Below are 12,995 nucleotides of genomic sequence, written 5' to 3' on the forward strand. Positions count from 1 at the left end.
GAGGAGCCGCATCCCCGATGGCCTTACGACGAAGAAGGGTCTCCCGGCTGCTGGTGACCGTGGCGCTGACGCTCGGCGGCCTGGCCGCGGTGCCGGCCGAGCAGGCAGCGGCGGCGGACACCGGCGTCCCCAACGGCGACGTGATCGCCAACCTGTGGGAGTGGAACTGGAAGTCCGTGGCGTCCGAGTGTACGAACGTGCTCGACCCGGCCGGCTACGGGGCGGTCCAAGTGGCCCCGCCCGCGGAGTCGTTGAAGCAGGCCAACTACTACTGGTGGGACGTCTACCAGCCGTACTCCTACAACCTGAACAGCCGTTTCGGCACGGCGGCGGGCTTCAAGGCCATGGTCGACACGTGTCACGCGGCCGGCATCAAGGTCTACACCGACGCGGTGATCAACCACACCGCCGCCCAGACCGGCACCGGCTACAACGGCACGGTCGTCACCAACAAGTACGACACCCCGGACTACGACCCGGCCGACAGCGACGACTGCACCACGACCATCACCGACTGGACCAACCGCTACCAGGTGCAGCACTGCGAACTGCTCGGCCTGCCCGATCTGGACACCGCCGAGAGCAACGTCCGTTCGAAGATCACCGGCTTTCTCAACGCGCAGATCGACCTGGGCGTCGACGGCTTCCGCGTCGACGCGGCCAAACACATCGACGCGGCCGACATGAGCGCCATCGTCGGCGCACTGCACACCACGACCTCGGGCTCGGCGCCGTTCATCACCCAGGAGGTCTATCCCGGCACCCCGCCCTCCGTCGACGAGTACTACGGCACCGGTGACGTCCTCGACTTCGCCTTCGCCTCCCAGATCAAGGCGCAGTTCCAGGGCGACATCGCCAACCTGTCCAGTTTCGGAAGCAGTTGGGGACTGGTCGCCGAGGCGCACTCCAACACCATGGTCACCAACCACGACACCGAGCGCAACGGCTACTCGCTCGGCTACAAGGACGGCGCCACCGCGGTCCTCGCCAACGTCTACCAGCTGGCGCGTGGTTACGGCCGGCCGTCGGTGTACTCCGGCTGGACCTTCAGCCAGAGCGACCAGGCACCGCCGAACTCGGGCGGCGGATTCGTCACCGACACGGACTGCTCCTCGGGCTGGTACTGCCTGGACCGTGACCCCGCGGTCTCCGGCATGATCGGCTGGCACAACGCGGCCGCCGGGTACGCCGTCTCCAACTGGCAGTCCCCCGCGTCCAACGTGATCGGCTTCGGCCGGGGCGGCGCCGGCTTCGTCGCCCTCAACAACACCTCGGGCGCCACCACGTACACGTATACGACCGGCCTCGCGGACGGCACCTATCCGAACGTCATCGACAGCGGCGCCACCTCGGTCGCCGTCACCGGTGGCAGGGCCTCACTGACCGTGCCCGCCAAGGGCGCCGTCGCGTTCTACGACCCCCACTACGTCTGCACCGTCAACTGCGGCGGCGGGGGCGGCGGCACCGATCCGGGCACCGTCACGGCGACCTTCGACGAGTACGCGTCGACCACCTCCGGCACGGACGTGTACGTGGTGGGTTCGGCCGCCGCGCTCGGCGGCTGGAACACGGCGAACGCGGTCAAGCTGTCCTCCTCCGGCTACCCGGTCTGGAAGGCGGACGTCTCCGTCCCGGCGAACAGCGCGATCACGTACAAGTACATCAAGAAGGACGCCTCGGGGAACGTCACCTGGGAGTCCAACGCCAACCGGACCCTGACCACCGGCACGGCGGCCGTGACGGCCCAGAACTCCTGGAACGTGGCCGACGCCGACGCCACCGACCTGACCTTCGGGGTGACCGCGACGACCGTCTACGGCACCGACGTGTACGTCGTCGGCTCGGTCCCGGCGCTCGGCTCGTGGAACACCGCCGACGCGATCCCGCTGTCCTCGGCCTCGTACCCGTACTGGGGCCGGCTCGCGATCGTGCCCAGGTCGACGGCCTTCACGTACAAGTACATCAAGAAGGACGCCTCGGGCACGGTGACCTGGGAGTCCGGGAGCAACCGCTCCTACACGACGGGCTCGGGCGCCGGGTACACCGTGAGCGACACCTGGCAGTAGCGGCCGCGGAAAGGAGAGACCCGCACGGAAGCGGTGCCCCGGTGGTCAGGACCGGGGTACCGCTTCCGCGCGGGTCGGATCACGCGCGGGTCAGGTCACGCGTGGGTCAGAGGGCCCACCAGACGGTGGTGTCGGCGGGCAGCTGCGCCGTGCCGTCCTGCGAGACGGTCACCTCGCCGCTGGCGACGATCACCCGGCCGTGGGCGGGGACGGTCACGGCCGCGCTCCCCGTGTTGGCGGTGCAGACGAAGTCGCCGCGGCGGAAGGCGAGTACGCCCTCGGGAGCGGTCAGCCAGGTGACGGTGTCGCCCGCGCCGAGGTCGGCCCGCTCCCGCCGGACCGCGAGCGCGTCGCGGTACAGCTCCAGGGTGGAACCGGCCACGCCGGACTGCGCCTCGACGCTCAGCTCGGCCCACTCCGCCGGCTGCGGCAGCCAGCTGCCGCCGTCACCGAAGCCGTACGAGGAGCCGGTGCGGGTCCACGGGATCGGCACCCGGCAGCCGTCGCGGAAGCCGTCCTGGCCCGCGCCCCGGAAGAAGGCCGGGTCCTGGCGCGCCTCGTCCGGCAGGTCGACGACGTCGGGCAGGCCGAGCTCCTCGCCCTGGTAGACGTAGGCCGAGCCGGGCAGCGCCAGCATCAGCAGGCTCGCCGCGCGGGCCCGGCGCAGACCGAGCTCGCGGTCGCCCGCGGTGCGGATCTGGGTGCCGAGGCCGGCCTCGTTGGCGAAGCGGGTGGCGTGCCGGGTCACGTCGTGGTTGGACAGCACCCAGGTGGAGGGCGCGCCGACCGGGCGCATCGCGTCGAGCGTGCGGTCGATCACCGCGCGCAGCTCCTCCGCGTCCCAGTGGGAGCCCAGGTACTGGAAGTTGAAGGCCTGGTGCAGCTCGTCGGGGCGCACGTAGTTCGCGGTGCGCTCGACGGTGGGCGTCCACGCCTCGGCGACGAAGATGCGCTCGCCCGAGTACTCGTCGAGGATCGTGCGCCACTGGCGGTAGATGTCGTGCACGCCGTCCTGGTCGAAGAACGGCATGACATCGTTGCCCAGCAGTTTCAGCTGGTCGTGGTCGCCGAGGTCGGGCAGGCCCTCCTCCTTGACCATGCCGTGCGCGACGTCGATACGGAAGCCGTCGACGCCCATGTCCAGCCAGAACCGCAGGATCGAGCGGAACTCGTCGCCCACGGCCGGGTGTTCCCAGTTGAAGTCGGGCTGCTCGGGCGCGAAGAGGTGCAGGTACCACTCTCCGGCGGTGCCGTCCGGCTCGGTGACCCGGGTCCAGGCCGGGCCGCCGAAGATGGACTCCCAGTCGTTGGGCGGCAGTTCGCCGTTCTCGCCCTTGCCCGGCTTGAAGTGGTAGCGGTCGCGCAGCGAGGAGCCGGGGCCCTCACGCAGCGCGCGCTTGAACCACTCGTGCTGGTCCGAGGAGTGGTTGGGCACGAGGTCGACGATGATCCGCAGGCCAAGACCGTGGGCGTCGCGGATCAGGGCGTCGGCGTCCAGCAGGTTGCCGAACATCGGGTCGACGGCACGGTAGTCCGCCACGTCGTAGCCGGCGTCGGCCTGCGGCGAGGCGTAGAAGGGGCTGAGCCACACGGCGTCCACGCCGAGGTCGCGCAGGTACGGGAGTCGGGAACGTACGCCCTCCAGGTCGCCCATGCCGTCGCCGTTGCTGTCGGCGAAACTGCGCGGATAGACCTGGTAGATCACCGCGTCGCGCCACCAGTCGCGATGCGCGGCGACGGTGGCGAGAACGGAGTTCGGGGCCTGGTCGGCGGGGTGCTGGCTCATGGCGTCCTTGATGCGATGAGGGTCCCCGCGTCCGGGCGCGGCCGGGCAGGGGGAGGAAATCGGCTGTGGGGGCAGACCCCTGCTCGCACGAGGCCGGGAGCACGGGGCGGAAGGCTTCGGGGCGGGGGGAGAGATGAGGCGGCCGCGGTACTGGCGGGGTCGGATGGGCACCGCGGCCGCCACCCGCGCGCGCGAGCGCGCGGGAGACTGGGGGGTCGTGGGGGCGTCCTCGCGGATCAGCCCTTGGTACCGCCCGCGGTGAGACCTGTCACCAGGTTCTTCTGCACGAGGTAGAAGAAGGCGGAGACGGGTATCGCGACCAGGACGGCGGTGGCCGCCATCAGGTTGCGCTGCGCGTCGTGCTCGCTGACGAAGCTCTGGAGGCCGACCGCGAAGGTGTACTTCGAGTCGTCCAGCATGAACGTCGAGGCGAAGGCGACCTCACCGAACGCGGTGATGAAGTTGTAGAACGCCGCCACCGCGAGACCCGGCTTGGCGAGCGGCAGGATCAGCCGGAAGAAGGTGCCGAAGGGGCTCAGTCCGTCGACCCGGCCGGCCTCGTCGATCTCGAACGGGATGGTGTCGAAGTAGCCCTTGAGCAGCCAGGCGCTGTAGGGCACCGCCGTCGAGCAGTAGACGAGGATCAGGCCGAAGTAGTTGTCGATGAGCTGGAGGTCCGAGAGGATCTGGTACATCGGCACGATCAGCACGGCGATCGGGAACATCTGGGTGACCAGCAGGACCCACATGAACTTCTTGTAGCCGGGGAAGCGCATGCGCGAGACCGCGTAGCCGGTGGTGGCCGCGACCATCACGCCGATGACCGTGGTGCCGAGCGACACGATGAGCGAACTCTTCATCCACTCGAAGAAGTTCGTGTGCTGGAGCACGAAGGAGTAGTTGCCGAACGTCATCGTGTGCCAGATGCGTCCGGGGTGCAGGTAGTCGTCCTGCTCCGGGCCGAGGGACAGGAAGACGAGCCACGCGATCGGGAACAGCGCGACCAGGCTCGCGACGGTCAGGATGCCGTGGGAGGCGAGCGAGCCGAGGAGGCTGCGCCGGCCGCGCTCACGCGCCGGGCCGCGAGACAAAGACGCAAATGCAGTCCACGCGACCGGCCGCTTGAGCTTGGAGTCGGGGGGTGTGGTGGCAGTCATGGGGGCTCCCGCCTCAGATCGCGAGCTGCTGGTCATTGCGGTTCAGCCAGCGGCGGTAGAAGGAGGTGAAGACGATCAGGATGGCCAGCAGCAGCATGCCGTAGGCCGCCGACTGAGCGAAGTCACGCGGCTGCTGCCCGAAGCCGAGGTAGTAGGCCCAGGTGACGAGGATCTGCGCGTCCGGCGCGGTGTTGCCGAACAGCAGGAAGATCACGGCGAACTGGTTGAAGGTCCAGATGATGCCGAGGAGCACCACGGTGGAGCTGACCGACCTGAGGCCCGGCAGCGTCACGAACCGGAACTGCTGCCACTTGTTCGCGCCGTCCATCTCGGCGGCCTCGTACAGCGTGGTGTCGATGGACTGGAGTCCGCCGAGCAGCGACACCATCATGAACGGCACACCGCACCAGGTGTTGACCATGATCGCGGCGAACCGCTGCCAGAAGGTGTCCTCCAGCCACGAGGGCGCCGGCAGGTGCACCGCGTGGAGCATGGAGTTGATGATCCCGCCGTCGGCGAGCATGAAGCGCCAGCCGAAGACGGTGACGAAGGTCGGCACGGCCCAGGGAAGCACCAGGATCAGCCGGTAGAGCGTGCGGCCGCGCAGCTTCTGGTTGAGCAGCAGCGCGAGGCCGAGGCCGACGCAGTAGTGCAGCGCGACGCAGATGACGGTCCAGGCGATGGTCCAGATGAAGTGCGACCAGAAGCGGTCGTACGACGTCGGACCCCACAGGATGTCCTTGTAGTTGTCCAGGCCGATGAACTTGTAGGTGGCGTCGATGTGGTTGACGCCGATCGTGCGGGCCGAATTGAGGCTGTTGGCGTCCGTGAGCGTCAGATAGAGGCCCCGAACCAGCGGATAGAGCACCAATCCGCCGAGTACGACGACGACCGGGGCGATCATCGCGTACGCGTACCAGTACTTCTGGTACGAGTGCTTGAGACGCTGCATCCGGCCGGGACGCGGTGCTCGGTCACCGCGGCGCTTGCCGGTCGCGCGGTCGATGGCGACTGTCATGGTTCGACACCTTCTGCAAGATCAGGAGTTGGGCGCACACAGCCGGTGGCCGCCGAGTCCGTGTCCCCGGTCTTCGGGGGTCCCCCCGGCCCGACCGAAGTCGGGCCGGGGAGGGATCCGGCGGCCGCACGGGCCTACTTGCTGAAGTCCGGCACCAGCTTGGCGATGGCCAGCTCGACGTTGCTCAGACCCTTGTCCAGGGACTCCTTGCCACCCGCGATCTTGGGGAGCTCGGTGTCCAGCGGGCCCCACAGGGAGCTGTACTCCGGCAGCGCCGGGCGCGGCTGGGCGGCGGCGAGAACCGTGCCGTAGCCGGCGATGCCCGGGTCGGCCTTGACGGCGTCGGTGTAGGCGTCGTCACGCGTGGGCAGCGTGGAGTTCTTCAGCGCGATGGTGGCCTGGGACTTCGCCGAGGTCATGAAGTTGACGAACTTCAGCGAGGCGGCCTGGTGGGCCTTGTCCGAGCCGGCGTAGACCGAGAGGTTGTGGCCGCCGGTCGGGGCGCCCGCCTTGCCGGTGGAGCCGGCCGGGACGGTGGCGATACCGAGGTTCGTCTTGTCGGAGAACGCCGAACCCTTGTAGAAGTTCGTGATCTCCCACGGGCCCTGGACGATCGCGGCGACCTTGCCGTTGACGAACGCGTCCTGGATGTGGGCGTAGGCGTCGGCGGTGGTGTCCGCCTTGTGCAGGCCCTTGCCGGAGAAGAGGCCCAGCCAGGTGCCGTACGCCTTCTTCGCGGCGGGAGAGGCGACCGTGATCTTCTTCGCGGAGGCGTCGACGGTGTCGGTGCCCTCGCCGTAGAGGAAGTTCATCGCGTAGTAGGCCTGGGTCGAGCCCCAGTAGCCGTCGACGCCGGTCTTGCCCTTGATGGTGGCCGCGTCCTTCTTCAGGTCGCTCCACGTCTTGGGCGCCTCGGTGATGCCGGCCTTCTGGAACAGCGCCTTGTTGTAGACGAGCGCCAGGGTGTCCGTGACGAGCGGCACACCGTAGGTCTTGCCGTCGAACTTGGCCTGCTCGATCAGGTTGGGCTTGAACTTGGCCTGGTCCGCGAGGGCGGCGGTGCCGTCCAGCGGCAGGAAGTAGCCCTTCTTGGCGAAGGCGGGGGTCCAGCCGACCTCGGAGCGCAGGACGTCCGGGGCGCCGGAGGCACCGGCGGCCGTGTCGAACTTGTTCTGCGCCTGGTCGAAGGGCACGTTGACGTACTTGACCTTGACGTTCTTGTTGGCGGCCTCGAACTCCTTGACCAAGGCCTTGTACGTCGGCGCCTCATTGGTGGCGTTGGACGTGTCCCACCACGTGATGGTGACCGGGCCGCTGGCCTTGTCGCTGCTGTCACTGCCGCTGCCGCCGCAGGCCGTCGCCGCGAGGGCGAAAGACGCCACCAGCGCACTGGCCGCTATGCCACGCCGCATGAGTTCTCCTTGAGGGTGAAAGCCCGAGTGGGTGAGGAACCGGTCCCGCCCGGTTCCCCTGCCGACTTGCCGACTGCGCCGTTGCGTCCGCCGGGCGACGTGAACGTAACAGCGATGTAAGCGGCGCGAAAGACCTTGCAGCAAAAAAGTGCAAGAGCTGACGACAGTTATGCCGCCGTGACCTCCCGGCAGCCTTCCCGAAACCCTGCTGCGGCACCGCTCAGCACACATCCCGCGCCCTGTGCAAGACTCTGCAAGCTCTTGCCACGGGTGGCACATACGGGGATCATCGGCCCGTCAGCGTCTTGCAGGAGCCACCCCTTTCCGCGCGACGCACGCACGGGACACCGAGCCGACCAGAATCACGAGGGAGCGCGATGACGCAGCAGCCCGGAGCGGGCCGAGCAACCGCCCGCACACGGCGTCTGGTTGGTGGGCAGGGTGAGATGCGACCGGTACAGTCCAATCCTGTGACCACACGGCTTGCCGACATCGCAGCCCAGGCGGGGGTCAGTGAGGCGACGGTCAGTCGCGTCCTGAACGGGAAGCCGGGCGTCGCCGCGACCACACGTCAGTCCGTCCTCGCGGCGCTCGACGTCCTGGGCTACGAACGCCCGGTACGGCTGCGCCAGCGCAGCGAGGGCCTGGTGGGCCTCATAACCCCCGAGCTGGAGAACCCGATATTCCCTGCCCTCGCGCAGGTGATCGGGCAGGCCCTGACACGCCAGGGCTACACCCCCGTGCTCGCCACCCAGACCCCGGGCGGTTCCACCGAGGACGAGCTGACCGAGATGCTGGTCGACCGCGGGGTCGCCGGCATCATCTTCGTCTCCGGACTGCACGCCGACACCTCGGCGGACATGCAGCGCTACGAGCAACTGCGCGGACGCGGCGTCCCCTTCGTCCTGGTCGACGGCTTCTCGCCGAAGGTGCAGGCGCCGTTCATCTCGCCGGACGACCGCGCGGCGATGGCCCTCGCGGTCACCCACCTCGCCTCGCTCGGGCACACGAGCATCGGACTCGCGCTCGGCCCCAAGCGGTTCGTGCCGGTGCAGCGCAAGATCGAGGGCTTCGTGCGCACCATGCAGGACCAGCTGGGCCTGAACCCCGCGGACATCGAGGAGCGACTGGTCCAGCACTCGCTGTACACGCTGGAGGGCGGGCAGGCCGCCGCGAGCGCCCTGATGGACCGCGGCTGCACGGCGATCGTGTGCGCCAGCGACATGATGGCGCTGGGCGCGATACGGGCGGCACGCCAGCGCGGCCTGGAGGTCCCCACGGACATCTCGGTCGTGGGATTCGACGACTCGCCGCTGATCGCCTTCACCGACCCGCCGCTCACGACGGTCCGCAAGCCGGTCCCCGCGATGGGCCAGGCCGCGGTGCGCACGCTGCTGGAGGAGATCGGCGGGACGCCCGCACCGCACAGCGAGTTCGTGTTCATGCCGGAACTCGTGGTGCGCGGTTCGACCGCTTCCGCCCCTGGTGACCGAAATCGTCCCTGAGCAGGACGACAAAAGGAGCGAAGCACTCCCACAGGTGTAGAAAGTGCGGCCGGGACCCGACCCGGGGATCATCGGTGAGGGAAGCCTTTTCTGGCAGACTCTGTGCCTATGGGTGATTCGACCGTGACGTCACTGGACGGCCGTCAGGCCACTCCACAGCCCGTCGCGGAGGAGAAGGCGGGGAACGCGCTCCTGCGTCGTATGCGTACCCCGCGTCGCCCCCGCCTCTGGTTCGAAGTCCTGCTCATCGCCGTGAGTTACTGGACGTACTCACTGATCCGCAACGCCGTGCCGGAGCAGAGACGCGAAGCGCTCCGCAACGCCGACTGGATCTGGCGGCTGGAGCACCACCTCGGCGTCGCCGTCGAGGAGTCGGTCAACCACGCGGTGAACTCGGTCGAATGGCTGATCATCGGGATGAACTACTACTACGCGACCCTGCACTTCGTGGTGACGCTGAGTGTCCTGGTCTGGCTGTACCGCTGTCATCCCGGCCGCTACGCGGCGGCCCGTCTCGCACTGTTCGCCACCACGGCGGTGGCCCTTCTCGGCTACTACTTCTTCCCGCTCGCGCCACCCCGTCTGATGACCGGCAGCACCTTCGTGGACACGGTCATGGTCCACGAGACCTGGGGGTCCATGGCCTCCGGCGATCTCAAGCACATGTCCAACCAGTACGCCGCGATGCCGTCCATGCACATCGGCTGGTCCGTGTGGTGCGGACTGACCCTGTTCGCGCTGGCCAGGACCCCCTGGGCGCGGATCCTCGGCGTCCTGTACCCGGCGGCCACCCTCGTGGTCATCGTCGCCACCGCCAACCACTTCTGGCTGGACGCGGTGGGCGGCCTGCTCTGCCTCGCCTTCGGCTTCACGGTGACGCGGCTGTGGTACGGCGCGCTGCCCTACGCGCTGCCGCAGTGGGTGCCGGGGACGCGCGGGACACCGGTCCTGCCCGAGAAGACGTGAACGGCGTTCTCCGTCACGTTCAGTGATCGCCCGGTGCTCCGTAGAACAGTTCGTCCACCACGGCGCGGGCCCGCCGGGTGGTGCGCCGGTAGTCGTCGAGCATGTCTCCGACGTGCCCCGGGTCGTAGCCCAGATAGCGGCCGACGGCGGCCAGCTCGCGCCCGTCCGAGGGGAAGGTGTCGCCGGCCCTGCCCCGCACGAGCATCACGGCGTTGCGCACCCGGGTGGCCAGCACCCAGGCCTCGTCCAGCGTCGCCGCGTCCTCCGTCGACAGCAGCTCCGCCGCGCGCGCCGCGGCCAGCGCCTCCCGGGTCCTGGTCGTCCTGAGGCCCGGCTCGGCCCAGCCGTGCCGCAGTTGCATCAGCTGGACCGTCCACTCCACGTCGGAGAGGCCGCCGCGCCCGAGCTTGGTGTGCAGGGTCGGGTCGGCGCCGCGCGGCATCCGCTCCGACTCCATCCGGGCCTTGAGCCGCCGGATCTCGCGTACGGCATCCTCGCCCAGACCCTCCGCGGGGTATCGGAGCGGAGCGACCAGCTCGACGAACCGGCTCCCGAGGTCGGCGTCCCCGGCCACGACCTCCGCCCGCAGCAGCGCCTGCGACTCCCACACCAGCGACCAGCGGCGGTAGTACGCCTCGTACGACTTCAGTGTCCGTACCAGCGGCCCGGACTTCCCCTCGGGCCGCAGGTCCGCGTCGATCAGGAGCGGCGGGTCCGCGCTGGGGAGCTGGAGCAGCCGCCGCATCTCGGACACCACGGAGTTCGCGGCCTGTGCCGCCTCCTGATCGGCCACGCCCTCGCGGGGCTCGTGCACGAACAGCACGTCCGCGTCGGAGCCGTACCCGAGCTCATGGCCGCCGAAGCGGCCCATCCCGATCACCGTGAAGCGGGTGGGCAGGGTGTCGCCCCAGCCGTCGCGCACCACGGCCCGCAGGGTGCCCGCGAGCGTCGCCGCCGTCAGGTCCGAGACCGCTCCGCCGACGAGGTCGACCAGCGCCCCCTGATCGGCGACGGCCGGTGTCTCCTCGGTCCCGTAGCTGGCGACGATGTCCGTCGCGGTGATACGGAACAGCTCGCGCCGCCGGACCCCGCGCGCGACGGTCACGGCCTGCTCGCCGCCGTCGGCCCGGCGCACCGCGGCGAGGATCTCCTGCTCCAGCTGGGCCCGGCCGCGCGGTTCGAGGCCGCCGCCCTCCCCGTCGCCCAGCAGGGCCACCGCCTCGGGGGCGCGCATCAGCAGGTCCGGGGCGAGCCGGCCCGCGGAGAGCACCCGCGCGAGGTTCTCGGCGGCGGCGCCCTCGTCCCTGAGCAGCCGCAGATACCAGGGGGTCTTGCCCAGCGCGTCCGAGACCTTGCGGAAGTTGAGCAGTCCGGCGTCGGGGTCGGCGGAGTCCGCGAACCAGCCGAGCAGCACGGGAAGCAGGGTCCGCTGGATGGCGGCCTTGCGGCTGACCCCGGAGGCCAGCGCCTCCAGATGGCGCCGGGCTCCGGCCGGATCGGCGTACCCGAGCGCGACGAGCCGCTCGCGAGCCGCGTCGGCGCTCAACCGGGTCTCGCCGGGCGCCAGTTGGGCGACGGCGTCGAGGAGCGGTCGGTAGAACAGCTTCTCGTGCAGCCGCCGGACCATGGCCGCGTGCCGCTTCCACTCCCGGTTCAGTTCGCCGGCCGGGTCGGCGCGCAGCCCCAGTGACCGGCCGATCCGGCGCAGATCGGCCTCGTCCTGCGGCACAAGATGGGTGCGCCGCAGTCTGAAGAGCTGGATGCGGTGCTCCATCGAGCGCAGGAAGCGGTAGGCGTCGTCGAGCTGTACGGCGTCGGCGCGGCCGACGTAGCCGCCCGCCGCGAGTGCCTTCAGGGCGTCCAGGGTGGTGCCGCTGCGCAGGGAGGTGTCGGCCCGGCCGTGCACCAGCTGAAGGAGCTGTACGGCGAACTCGACGTCCCTGAGGCCGCCGGGGCCGAGCTTCAGCTCGCGTTCGATCTCGGCGGCCGGGATGTTCTCCACCACCCGGCGCCGCATCTTCTGCACGTCGGCGACGAAGTTCTCGCGCTCGGCGGCGTGCCAGACGAGCGGGGCCAGGGTGGCGACGTACTCCTCGCCGAGCTCCAGGTCCCCGGCCACCGGGCGGGCCTTGAGCAGGGCCTGGAACTCCCAGGTCTTGGCCCACCGCTGGTAGTAGGCGAGATGGCTGCTGAGCGTGCGCACCAGGGGGCCGTTGCGTCCCTCGGGGCGCAGATTGGCGTCGACCGGCCAGATACTGCCCTCGACGGTGGTCTCCGAGCAGATCCGCATCATGTGCGAGGCGAGCCGGGTGGCCGCCTGGAGGGCCTTGCCCTCGTCGGCTCCCTCGACGCTCTCCCCTACGAAGATCACGTCGACGTCGGAGACGTAGTTGAGCTCGTGTCCCCCGCACTTGCCCATCGCGATCACCGCGAGCCGGCACAGGGCGGTGTCGTCGGGCGCGGCGGCCCGGGCGATGGCGAGCGCGGTGCGCAGGGTCGCGGTGGCGAGGTCGGCGAGCTCGGCGGCGGTCTGGGCGAGGTCGGTGGTGCCGCACACGTCGCGCGCGGCGATGGAGAGCAGACAGCGGCGGTAGGCGACGCGCAGCGAGACGGGGTCCGTGGCGCCGGCCAGCCCCCGTTCGAACTCCTCGACGCCGGGATGCAGGTCCCGCGCCTCATAGGTGACGAGGACCTGCCAGTCGTGCGGGTGCCGGGCGAGATGGTCACCGAGCGCGGCGGAGGCTCCGAGGACCCCGAGCAGCCGGTCCCGCAGCGGTTTGGCGGCGATCAGGGTGTCGAGGAGTTCCCGCTGGGCGGAGTGCCCGTCCTGGGCCTCGACGAGCCGGACGAGTCCGAGCAGGGCGAGGTCGGGGTCGGCCGTGGCGCCCAACGCGTCCAGGAGGACCGGGTCGGTCCGTACGGGTGCCAGCTCGGGCCCCTCCAGGAGCCGCTCGGCCGCCGAGGGATCGGTGAAGCCGTGCCGCAGCAGCCGCGTGAAGGTACTGCTTCTGCGCCCCGGCGCCGTCATCCCGGCCTCCTGTCGATCGATGCCGTAGGCCCGGTCCCGTCCCGCACACCGCACCGG

The 12,995-nt window shown here is 69.9% G+C and carries 8 protein-coding genes; 3 read left to right on the forward strand and 5 right to left on the reverse strand.

Features of this window, described 5'->3' with window-relative positions; all coding sequences use genetic code 11:
• Positions 1-17: 17 nt before the first annotated feature.
• On the forward strand, positions 18-2,066 hold the full coding sequence (locus ACZ4AA_RS00785) for a carbohydrate-binding module family 20 domain-containing protein (RefSeq protein ID WP_467593147.1): 2,049 nt from the start codon (positions 18-20) through the stop codon (positions 2,064-2,066).
• Between the two features lie 106 nt (positions 2,067-2,172).
• Here ACZ4AA_RS00785 and ACZ4AA_RS00790 read toward each other — a convergent pair whose 3' ends face one another.
• From ACZ4AA_RS00790 to ACZ4AA_RS00805, 4 genes are all read right to left on the reverse strand, one after another.
• Positions 2,173-3,852, reverse strand: coding sequence for a glycoside hydrolase family 13 protein (locus tag ACZ4AA_RS00790; RefSeq protein WP_467593149.1), 1,680 nt, complete (start codon positions 3,850-3,852; stop codon positions 2,173-2,175).
• A gap of 236 nt (positions 3,853-4,088) precedes the next feature.
• Positions 4,089-5,009 carry a sugar ABC transporter permease gene (locus ACZ4AA_RS00795; RefSeq protein WP_467593151.1) on the reverse strand — a complete coding sequence of 307 codons (921 nt, stop codon included), beginning with the start codon at positions 5,007-5,009 and terminating at the stop codon, positions 4,089-4,091.
• 13 nt (positions 5,010-5,022) lie between these two features.
• Positions 5,023-6,027 carry a carbohydrate ABC transporter permease gene (locus ACZ4AA_RS00800; RefSeq protein WP_467593154.1) on the reverse strand — a complete coding sequence of 335 codons (1,005 nt, stop codon included), beginning with the start codon at positions 6,025-6,027 and terminating at the stop codon, positions 5,023-5,025.
• A gap of 134 nt (positions 6,028-6,161) precedes the next feature.
• Positions 6,162-7,439 carry an extracellular solute-binding protein gene (locus tag ACZ4AA_RS00805; protein ID WP_467593157.1) on the reverse strand — a complete coding sequence of 426 codons (1,278 nt, stop codon included), beginning with the start codon at positions 7,437-7,439 and terminating at the stop codon, positions 6,162-6,164.
• Between the two features lie 470 nt (positions 7,440-7,909).
• On the opposite strand from ACZ4AA_RS00805, the gene ACZ4AA_RS00810 reads away from it, so the two are divergent.
• Together ACZ4AA_RS00810 and ACZ4AA_RS00815 are read left to right on the forward strand one after the other, a co-directional pair.
• Positions 7,910-8,944, forward strand: a complete 1,035-nt coding sequence (locus tag ACZ4AA_RS00810; protein WP_467593159.1) for a LacI family DNA-binding transcriptional regulator — start codon at positions 7,910-7,912, stop codon at positions 8,942-8,944.
• A 108-nt stretch (positions 8,945-9,052) separates the two neighbouring features.
• On the forward strand, positions 9,053-9,910 hold the full coding sequence (locus ACZ4AA_RS00815; protein WP_467593162.1) for a phosphatase PAP2 family protein: 858 nt from the start codon (positions 9,053-9,055) through the stop codon (positions 9,908-9,910).
• A 19-nt stretch (positions 9,911-9,929) separates the two neighbouring features.
• Here the strand turns inward: ACZ4AA_RS00815 and ACZ4AA_RS00820 are convergent, their stop codons facing one another.
• The gene (locus tag ACZ4AA_RS00820; RefSeq protein WP_467593164.1) at positions 9,930-12,938 is read right to left on the reverse strand and encodes a bifunctional [glutamine synthetase] adenylyltransferase/[glutamine synthetase]-adenylyl-L-tyrosine phosphorylase; all 3,009 of its coding nucleotides are present in this window, start codon (positions 12,936-12,938) and stop codon (positions 9,930-9,932) included.
• Positions 12,939-12,995 lie beyond the last annotated feature (57 nt).

The sequence above is a fragment of the Streptomyces sp. NPDC024698 genome (genome assembly GCF_055559015.1).